The sequence below is a fragment of the Mesorhizobium sp. M0139 genome (genome assembly GCF_040322455.1).
GTDB lineage: Bacteria > Pseudomonadota > Alphaproteobacteria > Rhizobiales > Rhizobiaceae > Mesorhizobium.
In genome coordinates this window covers 63,563-80,371 of record NZ_JAMYTN010000022.1, presented here as the reverse complement: position 1 = coordinate 80,371, position 16,809 = coordinate 63,563, and the positions used below count along the sequence as shown (strand labels likewise).

The window sequence follows — 16,809 nt, the reverse complement described above, 5'->3', positions numbered from 1 at the left end:
TAACACACCCCCCCCCCCACACCCATATTGGTGGGGGTCGCCCCCCACCCGGCCGCCGGGCAAACTCCACCCCCCCCCAAATTTAAAAAACCGCCCCCCCCGCGTTTTTGCCCAAAAACCCCCGGCGGGGCCAGCGTTGCAATTCGGACCTGGGGTAGCCGTTCGATCCGGCACCCTCAACCACCGCATTTGCACTCACTAACCTTCTCTTCGCGGATGATGCTGCGCGCCCGATCCACCGGATGATCGGCGCGTAAAGGGCTGAAGCGATGCGGCAACAAGCTGCTCGCATCACCCCCTACTTTCCCGGAGAGAACTTATGAAAAAGGATGCTTCAGCGTCCCGGCGGAGCCATGCGCTCGCCCTGCGCCAGCCGATTGCCAAGGGCAGTTCAAACAGGAGAGCAGTTAAGGCTGTTCGCCCTGTCGGCCCCCGCAAGCCCACTACCATCGAATTGTGTGCCGGAGCTGGCGGTCAGGCCCTCGGCGTAGCCCGAGCAGGCTTCGACCACTTAGCGCTGGTAGAGTTCGATGCTGCCTGCTGCTCGACGTTGCGGGCAAACCGGCCGCTTTGGAATGTATTTCACTGCGACGTCGCCAAGTTCGACGGTCGCCGCTACCTGGACAAGGTCGACTTGCTTGCAGCCGGTCTGCCCTGCCTACCGTTCACAGTCGCGGGCAAGCAGGAAGGGGAACTCGACGAGCGCAACATGTTCCCCGAGGCCTTGCGCTTGATTGAAGAGATGCGACCCAAAGCCATCATGATCGAGAACGTCGCGGGGTTCTTGGCGCCTCGCTTCGAAACATATCGCGAGCAATTGCGGAACCAACTCGGCCTGCTCGGCTACGCGGTCGTCTGGCGCCTGTTTAATGCTGTTGACTTCGGGGTGCCGCAGGCCCGCCAGAGAGTGTTCATCGTGGCGATGCTGAAGCGGTATTCATCGGCCTTCGCATGGCCAGAGCCTGCTGCCAAACCCCCGCTTTCAGTTGGTGACGCGTTGTACGATCTGATGGCTGAGAATGGTTGGGCCGATGCCAAGGCTTGGCGGTCGAACGCTACCGGCCCGGCTCCCACCATCGTCGGCGGCTCGAAGAAGCATGGCGGACCGGATCTTGGCCCCACGCGCACCCGGCAGGCGTGGGAGAAGCTTGGCGTCAATGGCAAGTCGGTTGCCGATGCCGCCCCGGATCGAGCATTTGTCGGATTGCCTCGCCTGACTGTCGCCATGGTTGCCCGCCTTCAAGGCTTTCCTGATGCTTGGAAGTTCAGCGGGGGCAAGACTGCTGCCTATCGGCAAGTAGGCAACGCGTTGCCGCCGCAGCTGGCGCAGGCAGTGGCGAAAAGCATCCGCACGGCGCTCATGGCCGACAAAACGTCATAACTGCCCGACGTTCGGGCTCGCGATGCCGTCCTGAATGCCAATTGCAGGCTGTCCAGTGTTGGTAACAGCGACTTGGAAAGGCCACGTCATTTTCGACAAGCCCGACACCGTGTGACGGGCTTCATCAGACAACCAACCTGAACTCGAAACAACTGAACTTACCCACTCTGGAAGGCATGTTCCCGGCCGGTAAAGGGCTGTGGCTATCGCCTAACCAACAACCCACGAAGGAGAGACAAGATGGAAGCTAACAAGATGGGAGCTAAGCGGGCACACATCATCAACAATGCATATGAACTCTTCGAGTGGCTCAACTTGCAAGCCTTGGACGTTCTGCTGGGCTTCCTACTCGCTGGCGTCGGGGTGCGTCGGCACATAAAGCGCTCGAAGAGGCTTGCGAGATTCGTTGCGATGTTCATGGCGGGTCACATCTCGGAGCTAAACGACATCATGTTCCACTTGGCCGACATTGCCATGATCCGGCACTGCCTCATCATCGAATGGCTCGGGGACGGTCTTCGCATCAGCTCATCAAAGGAGCTCACCCGCACTCATTTTGTTTCATTTGATGTGACCATGAGCGCTGACGAGAGGCGGAACGCGGGTGCCCTCGTGGCATGGTACGACCAGCGGGATGCTGGCCAGCGAGGCGTCCACTAGCTCGCGCAAGTACGGCATGGTCCCTTGAAGCATCGACCGGCAGGATCGTCCTGGTCCAGGCCGCCGACGCATATGTCTCATCACTATTTTGGGACCCGGAGGCCTGCCCGCGCCCCGGATTGATACTGCCGCGGAAGACTTCATACCAACCGACCCTATCAAGCTGGAACGCATGTTCCCGGCCGGTAAAGGGCTGTGGCTATCGCTCAGCCAACGAAAAACGAAGGAGAAAATCATGACCGACAGAACCTTAGATGTACGCGTGATCAGAGATCCGTATGAATTACTCGACTGGGTGGTCGACCAGGCCATCCAGGCGGAGCCTCAGGTACCCGTGGCAAGTGCGTTTATCGACGTTCTCCATAAGGTCATTGCTAGGGTCAACGAGTATGGGTTCTTGCCTGAGGAGGGAGAGCCTTGGGCGATGATGGGCGAACTCGTAGACATGCTTTCTGACCCTAGCGAAACCACCTACGCGAATGAGGGGCTGGTTTCGTTGATGAACGACATCCTAGCCCACGTCATGTTTTTGGAGTGGCAAGTAGAGCTGCACGAATTGGTTGAGAAATTCGCTGACGTTGCTCGGATTGGTACTTGTCTCTTCACTGAGGACGTTGGCGCTAAGATCAGGTTTAAGTCCACGCCCGACCTTGCACGTACCCGTGGTGTATCGATCAATGTGCTCGTGGCTCGGAACCTCCAAATAGGCAATCCACGTCGCCCGGATGACCCCCGCACACCGAATTTGACCCGCGTCCTCAGGCAGGGATGAACTGCCTTTCCGCACAGCGGCGGCCTGCAAGCCTAGCGCCGCCCGTAAAGGCTCATGTGGCCGGCACATAGCCAAAACACACCTGTCAGCAGTGGAGAGAACACATGAACAAGATCGCACCTAAAACGCCCGGCGGGCAAATCAAGGTCATCACCGACGCCAGCGAACTAATCCTATGGCTGGCTGCCAAGGCTAAGGCGAGCGAACCTCAGGTCGAAATGCCAAAAGGAATGATCCGCCTGTTCGACATTGTCGTTACAGAATTCGAGGAGGAAGGCTGTTTAGAGGAGCCTTGGGACTGGCCGGAATGGTTTAGCAACGAGTTCTACTCCCTGTACGAACTGGAAACTGAACGGTGCTCCGCAATTGTCAGTTGGTTGGCGACCAACTGCTACGCGGAAATCATCAATCGCAAGGAGACGCTTTATGCCGACTACTTCATTCGAGCCTTGGTAACAGGCGTCCTCGAGAATAATCGCGGAGGCAGTGCCCTCGTGCGGTTTACGGTCGAAGGTCCTATCACGAAGGTTCGGAGCACGGCCGCATTTCAAAGCCTCCACGGTTTCAGGATCTGGGTGAACGTTCGAAATTGCGCCCCTGAAGTCGGCCCGAACCGCCGCAAGATCAAGTCTGGTTGGTTGAAGGACCTCTAGCCAGTGGCATGTCGGCCTATGCGCACCTTTGACGCCTGGATCAAACTCGGTCCTGTTCGAACGATGCGATGCGAGCTTCAACGACGGACATTGGAGAGATCGAGGGTGCGACCTAGACGCGGTGGGAGGCCGCTCAATGTAGGCATGATAGTGGATCCGACACAGCACCCTCGCAACTCGCCGCCAAACTTCCAAAAAAGTCAAACGATTGATCTAATTCGTAAATTACTTGACAGAGGCATTAATTCCTATTATAATGGGCGGCGTGAGGATGGCCAGTTTTGCCGTCGAAAACGCTGAAAAGGTGGGGTATTGGCTAACTTCGTGATAGGGCTTCGAACCCGGCATTTGCAGCCAGTCGGCGCCGCGCCGACGCCATCGATCATCATCTGAAAAACTCAACCAGGGCCCCCATCTCGGGGCCCTTTTCTTTGGGAGACCCTAAATGACGAACTCAGCTGTTTCTGCCGGTACTGCAACCGCCTTGCCAGCGTTAATCGTACTAGGACTCGATGACGGCGGCAAAGCCCATGCCTCCTGGTTTGGCGAGGACGAAACCGACGTTGCCGAAAGGGCGGCGGGTATGATGGGCCTGGCGGCACTTAGGGCCTCAACCGACGAGCTGCGCGATCTGGCGGGTAAGCTCCCACAGGGCAGGGTGTTTGCCAGCGGTAAGGCTTTCGTGCCCTTTGTGAAGGCTGCGACATTCGACAAAATCGCGACCCACCTGCCAAGTACCTACAAGTGGCCGATCAGAGCCGCCAAGCCTGCTGCAGAGAAACTGAAGCCCGGCAAAAAGGCATCCAGCACCGGAACCCAGGAGAGCGGGCCGAAACGCCCTGAACCATCGCGGCCGACCGATTGGGCGAAGATAGAAGTGGGAAGCTTGGTCTTGGCCACGGAAGGCGCCTACCAAGGCTGGTTCGAGGCACAAGTGGTGAGGATCAGCCCTGACGGCGTCTACAGCCTGCGCTGGCGCGATTGGCTCGACGTTCCAGTGTTCACGCGCAAGCTGATCCATATCGCGCTGTTGCATCCCGAACATACCGACTGACCCAAGCTGGGCGTGTGGCCGAAGGCCGCCGCCCAACCGTTCCCAAAACTCACAGCAGAAAAAATGGTCCCGACAAGGGCCATGATGAGAAGGATTCGCACATGAGTTTGCAATGCAGCTTTGGTGAGACGTGCCCGGTTGGAAACCGGCAGCAGCGCATCGCGCAACTGAACGATTGCCTGCGTAAGAGTGCACAAGGCGGACGGATTGTGATGACGGCCGGAATCGCGGCCCTGAGTGCTGCCGACATTACCGACACGGTCGCGGCGGTTGCTGCCTTCGACGGCTTCAATGACGACAATGACCCTCACGGCGAGCACGACTGCGCTGTGCTGGAAATCGACGGCAGGACAGTAATCTGGAAGATCGACTACTACGACCAGTCGATGACCTTCGCCTCAGACGACCCGGCCGACCCAGCTATCACGACCCGCGTACTCACAATCATGCTGGGCGAGGAGTACTGAGATGCTTGTTCGTGGGATTTCCCGGCGAGCTCTGTTAGGCGCCTTGCCGTTTGCATTTGTCGACCATGCGACGCCCTCGGTGGGCGGGGCTGCGGAATATCATGGCTGTGCGGCTGCCCCTCACCGTCAGGACGTATCGCCTGCGCTGGTGAAGGCGATCTGCTCGCACTGCGCCGCCTACTCGGAGCTTCGGCAAATTGCTCGCCAAGCCGATGCTGTCGTTGCGAGTCGCCCCATCACTCGCGATGAGTTCGACCGTTTGGATGCGGCGAGCGATCTAGAAAGAGAGTTTCTGCTGGCCCTTTGCGCGTACCCGGCTGCAAACGATGCCGAGCGCCACGACAAGGCGACCTACCTGCTCGGAATATTCGAAGGCGACGAGCCGGAGCCGGAGCTGGTCAAAGCGATCCTCAGGTCGATGAGTCGGGAGGCTGATCGTACGATTGACCCTGCTGCTCAGTCGGCATGACGAGGTCAACATGGCTGACGCCAAGCGCTTTTGCGATCTGGAACAGCATTTGAACAGTGGGGTTACGCTTACCGTTCTCGAGCCCACTTACGTACTGCTGGCTGACGTTGGCGCGCTCAGCGACCTGCTCCTGCGTCAGCCCACTCGCGCCACGTAGCCGCGCGAAATTCCTCCCGACCAGTTTGCGCATGTCGTCCATGCGGATAGCAATCGGGGAAAATCGTCATTGAGTTTATCAACTATAATATGTATCGCATCTTTGCTAACAGCGGCATGAGAAGGGGAGGCTTATGGCTGACTGGTACTACGAGGAAAATGGTTCGCAACGCGGGCCGCTATCAGAAGGCGACCTCAACGCGATGCTCGTCAATCATCTGCTGCCGCCCAACACACTGGTTTGGACGGAGAGCTTGGGCTCGAGTTGGAAGCCTGCTTCGCAAACGCCTCTTGAAGCCGCGCCTCAGCGGGTAACGCCGCCACCCCTACCGAGGGCAGTAGCCGCGCCACCGCCCTTACCGGCAGCAGCTGCCCCTTCTCTGGGCAGACAGGTCACCGCCGCCCCCATCACCTTGCCGGGCGGCGTCCCTACTGAGAAATGGGCAATGTGGCTTGCCTGCTCGCCGCTGATCATCCTCGCAGTTGACATCATCATCGCTTCGGCTGGCGTTGATCCTTTTGGGCCTAACGCTCAAGCCCGAGGGGCGGTCATCTGGTCTGGTATCGCTACGTTCTGGCTCGGGTACAAAGATGCGCAGGCGATCAACAACGCGGGTCGCAATCCGCAACGCAGAACACTCGTGCCTTTCTTATCTCTTTTTCCAATCGGCTATTTCATCCGCCGTAGGATTGTCTCAGCCGCGCCTTTGACTCCGCTATGGATTTGGCTGGTAAGCGCTGTCGTCTACGTGATGGGCGCTTCGGCGCTGGCGCCGCAATGAAGCAACGTCGACCTCTTACAGGGTGGTGCGGTTGGGCGCTGCCGACGCCACTCGTTTTCGTGTCGACTTGCGCCTACGCGGCGAGCGAAGATCCCGATGCAGCCTACGCGATCATAGGGATGTTCCTGCTTGTTGCCGCAATCGTCTATGAACTGCCGGCGATTATCGCATTTGCGCGGGGACACCCAAACAGATGGTTGATCCTGGTCCTATGCACCGCGCTCGCCGGTACCGGCATCGTCTGGCTCGGGTGCCTGATCTGGGCGTTCAAGGCGTTGCACATCAGCGATGATCCGACTGGTTCCAACGGGGGCGAATCCGGTTTGAATTTTATGGCAAACGACGTTCAGAGGGTGAGATTGGAAAATCCATCGGCCATACAGCCGTTGATCATTCAGCCCGCTCATCACGAAGCAGTAGACAAGCTGGAGCGCCTTAAAAAGCTTCTCGACGACGGCGTCATCGATGATGCGCAGTTTCGGCGCATGCGTGACCTAATCGCCGGTTGTTGATCGGCCGAGGTTGTGCCAACGTTAAAATACACGCAAATGTTGCAATAGCCGAATTACCCAAAAGCCGCCCCAGCTCAGCGCCTCGATAGGTGTTTTTCAGGCCGTATAGGGGTCGCCAGCGGGCGAAACCGCCAGCGGGCTGCGGCCGGCAAGTCGACGAGCGCCAAATGGGCCACGCCCTCGCCGCAGCTAAGCGAAAATGGTCGCAATTTCGCACGGGCGCTTGCGCTCGTCCTCAATATCCGAAGGTGGTTGGTCGGGCAATCCAGCTGATCCCGGCGGCGGCGCCATGAAAGGTATCACGCTCGCCAACTTCCGGCGGACGCCTGCGGTCTAAATCCAGCGCGATGTGATCCGCGACATCCTCGAGCGGCTGGACCGGGCGGAGCATCGGGTGCCGCCGGCGCCCTGACGACGGTATCTATCTCCTACTCGCCCGTCTCGGCACCGCCGGGGCGGGCTTTTCGCCTTTCCGGCCTGAGCCGATGCGAAATTGAGTACCTGAGATTGTTATTGGCCTACTTGTTCCATACTGTCGACATTTGTTTCATTCTGTTTAGCGCGAGCCTAGCAGCAACCGGCAGTAAGTATTTGACCAAGTTGGATTTCCGGCCTGAGATTCAGGGGCTACGTGCTATCGCTGTCTGCTCAGTCGCTGTGTTCCACGTCTGGCCTTGGCTAGTCCCAGGCGGCTATGTCGGCGTTGACGTGTTTTTCGTCATTTCGGGGTTTTTGATCACAGGCGTGTTGCTGCGGGAGGTAGACCGCACCGGAAGCATTGACCTACTTGCTTTTTATATTCGCCGGGCGCGGCGCCTGTTGCCTGCCGCGATGCTTGTGCTTCTGCTGGTGGCCTTGGCGACCCCGCTCTGGCTTCCCTCGGCCCTTTGGAGGGACGGCACAAACGAATTAGTGCACAGCGCCTTCCAATTGGAGAACTGGCGGCTCGCCGCGAAGGCCATTGATTACCTGGCGATGACGACCGCGCCGAGCCCAGTCCAACATTACTGGTCGCTGTCGATCGAAGAACAATTCTACGTTGTCTGGCCCGGGCTGATCATCGGCGTGCTGTGGCTTTCACGAAAGGTCCGCACGCCTTGGCGGCCCATGCTTGTCGCCGCGCTAGGCGCAATCTTCATCGTCTCGCTTGCCGCCTCAGTATGGCTCACTGTTGTTGACCCGGCGCGGGCGTATTTCGTCACTCACACCCGTATCTGGGAGCTGGCGCTCGGCGCTCTGCTGTGTCTCATCGTGCCGGCGTCAGCCGACACTCGGATCGGGGAACGAGCGCGGCGGTTGTTGGGGTTTACGGGCATCGCCTCGATTCTCGCAGCCGCCTTTCTGTTCTCGGCCAAGACGCCTTTCCCCGGCTACGCGGCGCTGTTGCCGACAGTTGCGGCTGCGCTGGTGATTGTTTCCGGTCAAAGCCAGTCGTCGTTCAGCGCCTTTGCTTTGCTCAAGACACGACCGTTCCAATTCCTCGGCGACATCTCTTACTCGCTCTACCTTTGGCATTGGCCGATCATCGTCTTTTTCACCCAGCAAAGTGGCGAAGCGATCGGCCCTTGGGGTGGCGCGGCTATCCTCACTGCAAGCGTTGGTCTCGCCGCGGCTACCAAGATTTTTGTCGAAGACCGTTTCCGCTTTCGGGCATCGTTGCCGGCACGTTTCCGGCTCGTCGATCTGGCTATTTTTGCCCCGGCTGTGCTCGTGCCCCTCATAGGCTTTTTCGCCGTTTCGACGGAAATTGCTCGGCAACAAGCCTTGATCTCGGACAATCCGACCGACTATCCAGGGGCTAGGTCATTGTTCACCAACAGGCCGGTGCCGACCGTAGAGGCCTATGCTCCTTCGTTGCCGACGATAAAGGAGGATAAGCCGCAAACAGATGGATGCCGGCTGTCTCGCGACGATAGCGAACCTATCGGTTGCCAGTTTGGCGACCCAAAGGGGCAGACCAAGGTTTTTCTAGTTGGAGATTCGCACGCCGAACAGTGGGTTCCGGCTTTTGCAGAGACGGCAGCGAAGCTAGGCTGGAATGGGACGAGCTTTACCAAGCTTGGTTGCCCGCTATTCCCGAGCATGATTGTAGGGCCCGGAGGCGATCGGCCGTATCCGGAATGCCTTAGCTGGGGGCAACACCTTCTGCGTATTATCCGGGAGCAGAAGCCGACCATTGTAATTATGGGGCAGCGAGACACTTTGAGGGCTTATCCCGACGATGGAAGCCAAGCGCCAGTCAGCGATACGCTGATGCAGTTGTGGCGCAGCATCGAGACCTTAGGCATCAAGGTGGTGGTAATAGCCGACACACCATTCTGGGCAACGAATCCGGAGCGATGCATGGCTCGGGACCGCCACTGCTCTGTTCCATATAAATCGGCACGCGATCATGATCCGCTAGTCGTTGCGCAGCGCCTTTACCCGCATGTACCGCTCGTCGACTTCAGCGACATCGTATGCCCCAGCAACATTTGCCCTGCGGTCATCGGCAATGTTTTTGTCTGGCGCGATGCCGACCACCTGACCGCCACCTATTCGCATTCAATGGCCGACATTTTCGGCAAACGCATCGACGCGGCAATCAGATAGCTGAGGGGCGTTCCTGCGCCACCGCAGGACTGCTTGGTAGGCAACGCCGTCGGTCGGCACGTAAAGCACGAACCGCTCAGGGACACGCGATTCCACCGTGACTATGAGCTCAGCTCCGCCACTGTTTTGGTTCCGAATGGTGCAACTTATCTCGGAGTTTGTAATTCCGCTAATGATTGAGGCGCCTTTCAGCACCCGCTGCCTCCGTTCGCGGCGATGCTCTTCATCAACCATGTGATCTCCATCGGTCAACCCCCGGGCCTATGGTACGCCCACCGGCGAACAACTGTCCATCTGGGGCGTCGCTCGGTAGCCGGACGGCATAGATGCCCGTTGCGCTGGTGAATTCGCCAACCAGCCCGAATGGTCCCGTCCAGCATGTCAATCCGGCAGCAGCATCTCCTCTTCATCAGCCGCGGCTTCGAACAGCAGCCGGAAGTCGTTACCCGGCATTTTGCCATCCATCGCAGACAGGCAAGCCTCGACCGCCAGCCGCCACTTGGGGCCACGATTGGACCACTTTAGAAGCTCCTCGGCGGCGGCATCAACTCGGTTGACACCAAGGCGAAGCCCCGGGCGCTCAGTCTTCACATAAACCGGAGGGTTGAACCAGCGGTGGGGCATCAAGCCTCTCGAACGTCAAAGGCGATGAACAGTCCCCAAACGGAGGCTGAATTGACGATCATTTCGACCAACTGGCAGTCAGTCTCACGAAGATCATGGCCGCGCTCGCGCACCGCTGCAATGGTCGCCTTCACGGAAATCATATTGCCCGGTTGAGAACCCAACAGGACCTCGCGGACCAACTCCTTGGCCGTTCGCTGTGCAGGCCGAACAGGTGCTTGAATGTCCATCCCATCCTCCCAGAGAGATAGAACCTCAATCAGCTATTCTGGGGGTCACTCTCCGAAAAATGCAAGTGCCGGAAACGTACAAAGCAGGTTGCCGCAAACACCGCATTTCGGAACGGGAGCCGCCCTTTGCCCATTTATTGGTGGAATCAATTTGCACGAGGCATGTGAATACAAATCCAAGGAATTTACGCCGTGCTCGCCACGGCAAGGATGGACAGAGCGGAGGAGTTCTATACCCGGCTTTTCGAGCGGAGGCCTGATGATCGTCCCATGGACGGGTTGATGCATGGCGCAACGTCGCAGGCGCGAACTTGCAAATCTTCCATGATAAGGAAAATGCTGGGTCCGGCAGACTGACTATTGTGGTCCCCAAAATGGACAAAGCCCGGAGGTCGCTTGAAGAAAGTGGCGTGATGCTCACACGTGAATCGGAGGGTGATTACGGAAAGATTGCCCAGATCGCAGACCCTGACGGCAATCGTATCACTCTTGCAGAGCCCCCATCGCGGCCTTTCAACACATGAAGGATTCGACCTCCTCTGTTTGGCAAACCAGCTCATCGGGTTACGACGGACGACGCCACTTCTCGCCCGGCCTACGATGGCTAAATCCCTCGAAGGCGCTGATTTGCACCTCACCGTGTCAGCTGCCGACGCGGCCATAAGGAGAGAGGACCCGCCTCCCCAAATTCTCACGGACGAACGCGGATAACCGTCTTTCCTGCACGTCGGTCCGTTGAGTTGAAGGTGCCGATGGCATCATCCAAGCTCGAAACCTTGCCAATGTTCGTCCGCAGTCGTCCATCGCGGATTCGCTGCACTATCTCAGAAAGCTGGGGGCGATCAGCCTCGACGACGAAGTCAACGGTCAGGCCATCGGCAGGTCGAATGTCCGTTGGTCCAACGACTGTGACAAGGATACCTCCGGCCCGGACGAGCGTTGCGGATCGCTTCTGGAAATCGCCGCCGATGACATCGAACACCAGATCGACGCCGCCTACATCTTCAAGCGTGTCTTTTGCGAGGTCGAGGAATTCATTTGCACCGAAGTCGAGCGCTTTCTGGCGGTCGGCGGCCCGCCCGGTGCCGATCACATACGCTCCAGCCTCCCTGGCAAGCTGCGCCACCATCGAACCGACGGCACCGGCAGCGCCATGCGCGAGAACGCTCTGCCCGGCCTTGATGCGGCCATGCTGAAACAGCCCCTGCCAAGCGGTTAGGCCGGAGATCGGCAGGCTAGCGCCCACCGTAAAGTCGACATCGCCGGGCAGCGGCGCGAGGTTACGGGCCTCCATGGCAACATACTCGGCGAGGGTGCCGTCGCGATGCCAGTCCGCGAGGCCGAACACCCGCTGACCGATAGAAAGCCCTGTGGTGCCGTAGCCGAGCGCAGTGACCACACCAGCCAGTTCGTGGCCGAGGATCGAAGAGGTCCGGTCACGGAAGGCTCGGTCGGCCCACGTCGAGGGCCACTCCAGTTCGGTGTTGACGAATCCTGCCGCATGAACCTGTACGACCACGTCGTTAATTGCCGCCCGAGGCTCGGGCAGCTCCACCAGCTTCATCCCGGCCGTTCCTGCAGTCTTGTCCGTCGCTACGATTGCTTTCATGGGGATTGTCTCCTCACCGTTGGGGTAAATTGCGGGCGCGGAGGATCTTTCGATGTCTCGCGCAGAGTTGGCGTCGGTTCATCGTTGGCGACCGCGAGCGGAAGCTAAGCAATCTCGTCGGATTCTTCCAGCACGGGTAAACTTGCAGTCGTGAACACCTATGCCCTCGCAATCTCACACACTTCAAGCATGTGGAACAAAAGCAGATCAAATACGTTGTGCCGTTCCCAACACGGAGAGCGTCATGCAAACTTCACCCCGAGCCAAAAGCGAAACTATCAGCAAGGATCCTGACGAATGGACGACTGGTGACGAGCCAATGACTCCGTCGCAAGCTTCCTACTTGAAAACATTATGTGAGCAGGCGGGCGACGACAGAAGCTACGCCGAAGATCTAAGCAAAGCCGAGGCCTCGAAGCGAATCGACGCGCTAAGGAGTGAGCTCAAGCTCTAAAGGCGCTGGGAGACCTACGACAGGTTGAAGGTCGCCAGTTTCGCGGTATTTGGCCTGTGATCTGGACGGTCCTAATGGTGAAGGTGGTAGAGTTTGCTAACGATCTTCCACTCTCCTGCGATCTTGAGCAGGGAAAGATTGTCGGTGAACCTTGTGGTTCCAAATTCGTCCTCAACCTTCACAGTGGCTGCATCGCCCGTAATGTCGAGCGATGCGACTGTCCAGTTAGGGCTGGTGTTCGGCGGCAAGCCCGCACCCATCACCTCGCCGACATAGGCATCGACACTCAGCCATTCGACCGCGCCCTGGAAAGTTACCGATGATTGATGCGCGTGGGTGGAAGGCTGCCCGCAGCCCTTCTTCGGCACCGGTGGACATGGCCAAAACGTAGCCTTCGATGGTAGCGGTAATAAGACTTTCATCGGTCTGTGACATCGAGGCTTCTCCACGCCAGTGTTTGCAGCGGTCAGAGCATGGAGGGACCGATCCTTGCTGACAACAGGCAAACGGTTTTTCGGACCAGTTGGGTCCGTTTCCTTTGTTGCTTTCGCGGTTACTTCTGACGACGCCTCGCGCCAAAGGCCGCCAGAAAATCAAGTCGAGTTGAGGGTGTGTCGCAAGCTCCCTACTTCCGAAACGAGTCGGCGCCCTGTGGTTTTGAGCGAGTTCACTGTTTCAACCGCCTCGTTCTGTTCAACAACGAGGGCCTTGCGTTGCGGCTGCTTTGATCGAATGCAAGCGTCCGGAGTACGAGTAACCAACTCCCTTGCCGGCGAGTGCAACTTTACCGGCACCGTGGCCTAGCGATGCACGCAAGCCTTCATGTGGGGGAGAGGCCAGCAGTGCTGCAGTGATGCCTTCCCTTCTGCAGCGAAAGCCCCGGCAGGCAAATCAAAGTAGCCAGCTCTTCGAAGCGCTGTCCGACCAGAAGAGGCAGTCTCACTACAAACCCCCGCTTCGACGTTTTCGCGAGCAGCAGAAGTGTCTCGGTCGTTGCTGACAGCCGGAATAGCGGTCGTATCGGTATCCATTCTGGAGCAGATAATAGCAGGCTACACTTATCAGCAAGTGCTTATGAGCAGGCTTTCCGCGTGTAGACAACGAGGCAGCTAGATTGTCTTTATCCACCGTGCCGCACGGTTGGGGAGGCGACCAGAGCCGATGTGAAGGGGACTAGGCAAGCTAATATTCGCTTGCGCTAATTTAAAAGTGCCGTAACGTCATGCTCAGCCCTTTGGGGAGGCGCAACGGTGGGGAGTATGATGAGAGCAGCTGTGTTTTGCGCGGCGATCGTGATCGCTGGGACTGGTGTCGCTGTTGCCAAGGAGAAGAAGGTGGTGGTGAGTGACGCCACGGACCTTTGCTCTACGAAGCACTCTGCCAAGAAGCAGGTGCTCGAGCTGGACTGCAGGCCGACCGGAACCGCCAAATTGCCGGCCGGTGGAACGCCGGAAAAGCCGCGCCTCGGATACGACACCGTGGCTGGTTAAAGGCCTTTAGACACTAGGCGACGGCAACACAGCGCGGCTAAGGGGATTGTGCGCTGGCGGTGAAGCCTTCTTTGTTCTCTCATCGGTGAACATTGTCGCCTGGAAACGCTTCGGACGGTGCACTGCCCCATCAGTGCAACGTTCCCTTCCTTGTTTGCACTAGCCGGCTGCCGAAAGGTGGCCGGCTTTTTTGTATATAAGCGCAACCTGATGTTTGGAGCTTGTTGATTGAAACAGCAGCGAGTGGCCGCTGCTGGCTTAGCGTCCAGGATTGGAATCTGTAAAGGCGAGATCACCAAGGCAGGGATGACCAGACTAAATAACGGTTTCGTCTGTTAGCCGCGACGCCGGGATAATTGAATTCAGAAGGGCGTCGGCCCGGCTGCACAGCTGGGCCAAGGCTGGAAAGAGTTCCGCTCCCGCCCAGCCTATTCCGCCGCGCCTTTTCGGCAGGAATCGCTCGGCCTCATCACAATGGAGGGCGACATTCGCAACGCCCTATGGAATCCTCCAGAGTGACATAGGCTGTTTCATGGAACTTGCTGATGACATCAGGAGACCTGTTAAGCATGCCAGTTGTTCGCGCTCTTAGCTCAGATGCAGGTTTGACTCTGCCCAGTGCGTCGGTCTTGGAAGCGAGAACTAGGAACCGGGAGTGCTACGAATAGATTGCCGCAGTCCAGCTTTTATCAGAGCATGGCAAGGGCTGCCTTTCTCTCCACGTTGGCAGTCGTCCTGTTGCTCGCCCTAGTGCCAGACCACCTGCTGCACGCCCTAGGATTGGCCTTTACGTCTCATCACGACAAGCTCAACCACGCCGCCGCTTTCGCCACCTTGTCGGCTTTGGGTAGCCTCGGCTGGCCCCAACAGGTGGTCCGGCTGGCGGTTCTACTTGCTTTAACGGGCGCAGCGATCGAAACCCTTCAATGCGTCACAGGGCGTGACATGAGTGTCTTCGACTGGTTTGCCGACTGCGCCGGAATGGCATACGGGCTGAGAACTATGAGCTGGGTGAAGGAGATTCTAGGCGAACCGGTTATTTGATCGCACAGGCTCCGCCTTTTACCGCCGCCGTCTTGGCCCCACTTGCCCGCCTCACGCCCCGGGGCCGCCTTTGAACCCTCGCTATTGCCATTCAATTCCGACGCAAAGCTCGATGGCAAGGCGAATAGGTTCAGGGCCGCTCACCATTTAGACTTAGGTCCGATTCTTTCGCGCAAATGGCCAACCCCGGAAACATTTCTCCTTCTACTTTGTTGCAGTGGCCGTGCCGCTGAGGAGAACATGCACAGTGCCTCTATCAAATGAACTGCGCGACGTACCTATAGAATTCAAATGCCCCTCCTGTTCGTGCCCTATGGTGAGAAGGGGATCCTGGCTGAAGACGATTGCCGGTTTCAACTGCGGTAGCTGCAGGTCCAGAGTGCGGATCGGCTACGAAGAGAAGCTGGCCATATTCGAGCGGCACCTTAAGCGACGCGCGCCAGATCTGGGCCGACGACCAATGGAGTGCGATCCCGGCAACGATTGCTGAGAGTGTGTCGGCAACTCAAGCTCCAACTGCTTGCGGCTGGTCTTCTGCCGCAAGTCCAACCTTCATCTGGTCGCAAGGTCAGGAGGCTCTTTCGTCCGTACGGAACCGATGATGGCGAGAGGTTTCGATGCGCTCGGAGCACCGAGCAGGTCGACACGTTTCTGGTAGCGACCACCAATCTCTAGCTGACCGCTTCGACGCTCTGACGAGGTGCGAGCAACTTGATCTTCAATAGTCTTTTTCGAGCCAGCATGCTCGCCGCCTCTGCGATACGGTCTCCGTAAGCATCGACGACGAATGATAGCGTCGACAGGTCGATAATGAGGTCGTCGATCGCGCCCGCCAAGACACTGGACCCGCCCCCAAATTGATGCACCAGCGCCGCACTTCCTTAAGTGCCGTCGAGGCTTCACCCGCATCCAGCAGCGCCTCGATGTCATCGAAAACCTGCATCCCGACCCTCCCGCTTTAAAACGGCGGCAATTTCACGCGAAAAGAAAGCGCCTGCCAAGGTGCTCACGCGCGAAGGCGGCTATTCAGACAACAAGAAAGACCCTGGTGGCCCAACGATGAAGGGCGTCCATGGAGGGCGTTCAGCGAGACGCAACCGAGATCCGGCGCGACATTAAACGACAGCGATGCTTGAGCCGCGCTCTCTTACGAGCAATCCGCAGCGCCCAGCCGCCAGCCGATCGAAGATGTACGCCAAGACCGACAAGCTGGTTCAGCGTTTTGCCAAGGCTGAAGACGCGGTGAAATCCCTCAGCGAAGACATGACCGGGGTGAAGGCGGCCACTGCCGAGGTGACCCGGTGGAAGTTGATGGGCCTCGGCGCATTCGGCTCACTCATCGCAGCGGCGGCGCTCGCGTCGCTAGTTACGCCCTATTGGTCTATCTGGCGCGTGCTGCGTGGCGGATCACGAGTTCTATCCGTGCTGCTAAGTCAGCAGAATTCCACACCACCTCCGGATAGGCCGTCTAGATCCGGTAACCGCACATTCTTGAGCACATTGTACGATTGTTACGCAAAGCAGCGGCCGCATCGACTCTCATCATCTTGGAACTACATTGCCACAATGGCACAGCTCTTTGAATCCGCCCCAATGAGCGCTTCATTTCAGATGATCGTGGACCACTATGAGACAGCGGTTTCACTCCAGGAGCGCATTGTGACTCGCGCTCGACAAGTCGGCTTGTCAACGAAAAGCGATGACGAATTCCTGGAGTATCTGAACGCCATGTTAGCGCGGGCGCGCCAAAGCTTGGCTCGCGCTGATCAACGCAGTTGTTAATAAATGGGACATCCGCGGTCCGCAGGCATACAGTGTGCTATCGACGGCAACTCTAAGGGCGTCCGTCGGCTGTGAGCG

23 protein-coding genes are annotated in these 16,809 nt (G+C 58.2%); 16 read left to right on the top strand and 7 right to left on the bottom strand.

Annotation, left to right across the window (positions count from 1 at the left end; genetic code table 11):
* The first annotated feature begins 319 nt into the window (after window positions 1–319).
* The 7 genes from NKJ58_RS28195 to NKJ58_RS28165 all read left to right on the top strand — a co-directional run bounded on the left by NKJ58_RS28195 (window position 320) and on the right by NKJ58_RS28165 (window position 5,456).
* On the top strand, window positions 320–1,381 hold the full coding sequence (locus NKJ58_RS28195; protein ID WP_352854422.1) for a DNA cytosine methyltransferase: 1,062 nt from the start codon (window positions 320–322) through the stop codon (window positions 1,379–1,381).
* 240 nt (window positions 1,382–1,621) lie between these two features.
* A complete protein-coding gene (locus NKJ58_RS28190; protein ID WP_352854420.1) occupies window positions 1,622–2,041 on the top strand; it encodes a hypothetical protein in 420 nt (139 codons plus the stop codon).
* Window positions 2,042–2,276: 235 nt separating this feature from the next.
* Entirely contained in the window at window positions 2,277–2,813 is a 537-nt protein-coding gene (locus NKJ58_RS28185; RefSeq protein WP_352854418.1) for a hypothetical protein, read from the top strand.
* A 104-nt stretch (window positions 2,814–2,917) separates the two neighbouring features.
* The gene (locus NKJ58_RS28180) at window positions 2,918–3,466 is read left to right on the top strand and encodes a hypothetical protein (protein WP_352854417.1); all 549 of its coding nucleotides are present in this window, start codon (window positions 2,918–2,920) and stop codon (window positions 3,464–3,466) included.
* Between the two features lie 445 nt (window positions 3,467–3,911).
* The gene (locus tag NKJ58_RS28175) at window positions 3,912–4,520 is read left to right on the top strand and encodes a hypothetical protein (protein ID WP_352854414.1); all 609 of its coding nucleotides are present in this window, start codon (window positions 3,912–3,914) and stop codon (window positions 4,518–4,520) included.
* 14 nt (window positions 4,521–4,534) lie between these two features.
* On the top strand, window positions 4,535–4,987 hold the full coding sequence (locus NKJ58_RS28170) for a DUF3768 domain-containing protein (protein ID WP_352854412.1): 453 nt from the start codon (window positions 4,535–4,537) through the stop codon (window positions 4,985–4,987).
* A 1-nt stretch (window position 4,988) separates the two neighbouring features.
* Window positions 4,989–5,456 carry a hypothetical protein gene (locus NKJ58_RS28165; RefSeq protein ID WP_352854410.1) on the top strand — a complete coding sequence of 156 codons (468 nt, stop codon included), beginning with the start codon at window positions 4,989–4,991 and terminating at the stop codon, window positions 5,454–5,456.
* Here the strand turns inward: NKJ58_RS28165 and NKJ58_RS28160 are convergent.
* Complete coding sequence (locus tag NKJ58_RS28160; protein ID WP_352854408.1) at window positions 5,398–5,655, bottom strand: helix-turn-helix domain-containing protein; 258 nt, start codon at window positions 5,653–5,655, stop codon at window positions 5,398–5,400. The genes NKJ58_RS28165 and NKJ58_RS28160 overlap by 59 nt on opposite strands.
* A 91-nt stretch (window positions 5,656–5,746) precedes the next feature.
* Here NKJ58_RS28160 and NKJ58_RS28155 point away from each other — a divergent pair, with 91 nt between their 5' ends.
* The 4 genes from NKJ58_RS28155 (at window position 5,747) to NKJ58_RS28140 (ending at window position 9,498) form a co-directional block, all read left to right on the top strand.
* A complete protein-coding gene (locus tag NKJ58_RS28155) occupies window positions 5,747–6,394 on the top strand; it encodes a DUF4339 domain-containing protein (RefSeq protein WP_352854406.1) in 648 nt (215 codons plus the stop codon).
* Complete coding sequence (locus NKJ58_RS28150; RefSeq protein ID WP_352854404.1) at window positions 6,391–6,906, top strand: superinfection immunity protein; 516 nt, start codon at window positions 6,391–6,393, stop codon at window positions 6,904–6,906. Before NKJ58_RS28155 ends, NKJ58_RS28150 begins: the two co-directional genes overlap by 4 nt.
* Before the next feature lie 199 nt (window positions 6,907–7,105).
* Complete coding sequence (locus NKJ58_RS28145; protein ID WP_352854402.1) at window positions 7,106–7,243, top strand: glycosyl hydrolase 108 family protein; 138 nt, start codon at window positions 7,106–7,108, stop codon at window positions 7,241–7,243.
* 254 nt (window positions 7,244–7,497) lie between these two features.
* Window positions 7,498–9,498 (top strand): acyltransferase family protein, encoded by a 2,001-nt coding sequence (locus tag NKJ58_RS28140; RefSeq protein WP_352854400.1) that lies wholly within the window; start codon window positions 7,498–7,500, stop codon window positions 9,496–9,498.
* A gap of 381 nt (window positions 9,499–9,879) precedes the next feature.
* Here NKJ58_RS28140 and NKJ58_RS28135 read toward each other — a convergent pair whose 3' ends face one another.
* The 3 genes from NKJ58_RS28135 to NKJ58_RS28125 form a co-directional block, all read right to left on the bottom strand.
* Entirely contained in the window at window positions 9,880–10,122 is a 243-nt protein-coding gene (locus tag NKJ58_RS28135) for a DUF982 domain-containing protein (RefSeq protein WP_352854399.1), read from the bottom strand.
* A complete protein-coding gene (locus NKJ58_RS28130; RefSeq protein ID WP_352854397.1) occupies window positions 10,122–10,352 on the bottom strand; it encodes a hypothetical protein in 231 nt (76 codons plus the stop codon). Before NKJ58_RS28130 ends, NKJ58_RS28135 begins: the two co-directional genes overlap by 1 nt.
* Before the next feature lie 691 nt (window positions 10,353–11,043).
* Window positions 11,044–11,961 (bottom strand): NADP-dependent oxidoreductase, encoded by a 918-nt coding sequence (locus tag NKJ58_RS28125; RefSeq protein WP_352854395.1) that lies wholly within the window; start codon window positions 11,959–11,961, stop codon window positions 11,044–11,046.
* A gap of 244 nt (window positions 11,962–12,205) precedes the next feature.
* Between NKJ58_RS28125 and NKJ58_RS28120 the strand changes: the two genes are divergently transcribed.
* Entirely contained in the window at window positions 12,206–12,415 is a 210-nt protein-coding gene (locus NKJ58_RS28120; RefSeq protein WP_023737206.1) for a DUF3072 domain-containing protein, read from the top strand.
* 71 nt (window positions 12,416–12,486) lie between these two features.
* On the opposite strand, the gene NKJ58_RS28115 is transcribed toward NKJ58_RS28120, so the two are convergent.
* Window positions 12,487–12,675 (bottom strand): nuclear transport factor 2 family protein, encoded by a 189-nt coding sequence (locus tag NKJ58_RS28115; RefSeq protein ID WP_352854393.1) that lies wholly within the window; start codon window positions 12,673–12,675, stop codon window positions 12,487–12,489.
* The gene (locus NKJ58_RS28110; RefSeq protein WP_352854426.1) at window positions 12,641–12,793 is read right to left on the bottom strand and encodes a hypothetical protein; all 153 of its coding nucleotides are present in this window, start codon (window positions 12,791–12,793) and stop codon (window positions 12,641–12,643) included. Before NKJ58_RS28110 ends, NKJ58_RS28115 begins: the two co-directional genes overlap by 35 nt.
* An 881-nt stretch (window positions 12,794–13,674) precedes the next feature.
* Between NKJ58_RS28110 and NKJ58_RS28105 the strand changes: the two genes are divergently transcribed.
* Complete coding sequence (locus NKJ58_RS28105; RefSeq protein ID WP_352854391.1) at window positions 13,675–13,905, top strand: hypothetical protein; 231 nt, start codon at window positions 13,675–13,677, stop codon at window positions 13,903–13,905.
* A gap of 669 nt (window positions 13,906–14,574) precedes the next feature.
* Window positions 14,575–14,949, top strand: coding sequence for a VanZ family protein (locus tag NKJ58_RS28100; protein ID WP_352854389.1), 375 nt, complete (start codon window positions 14,575–14,577; stop codon window positions 14,947–14,949).
* 671 nt (window positions 14,950–15,620) lie between these two features.
* Here the strand turns inward: NKJ58_RS28100 and NKJ58_RS28095 are convergent.
* On the bottom strand, window positions 15,621–15,785 hold the full coding sequence (locus NKJ58_RS28095; protein WP_352854387.1) for a hypothetical protein: 165 nt from the start codon (window positions 15,783–15,785) through the stop codon (window positions 15,621–15,623).
* A gap of 49 nt (window positions 15,786–15,834) precedes the next feature.
* Between NKJ58_RS28095 and NKJ58_RS28090 the strand changes: the two genes are divergently transcribed.
* Window positions 15,835–16,068, top strand: a complete 234-nt coding sequence (locus tag NKJ58_RS28090) for a glycosyl hydrolase 108 family protein (RefSeq protein ID WP_352854385.1) — start codon at window positions 15,835–15,837, stop codon at window positions 16,066–16,068.
* Between the two features lie 69 nt (window positions 16,069–16,137).
* Complete coding sequence (locus tag NKJ58_RS28085) at window positions 16,138–16,731, top strand: DUF1515 family protein (protein ID WP_352854382.1); 594 nt, start codon at window positions 16,138–16,140, stop codon at window positions 16,729–16,731.
* Window positions 16,732–16,809 lie beyond the last annotated feature (78 nt).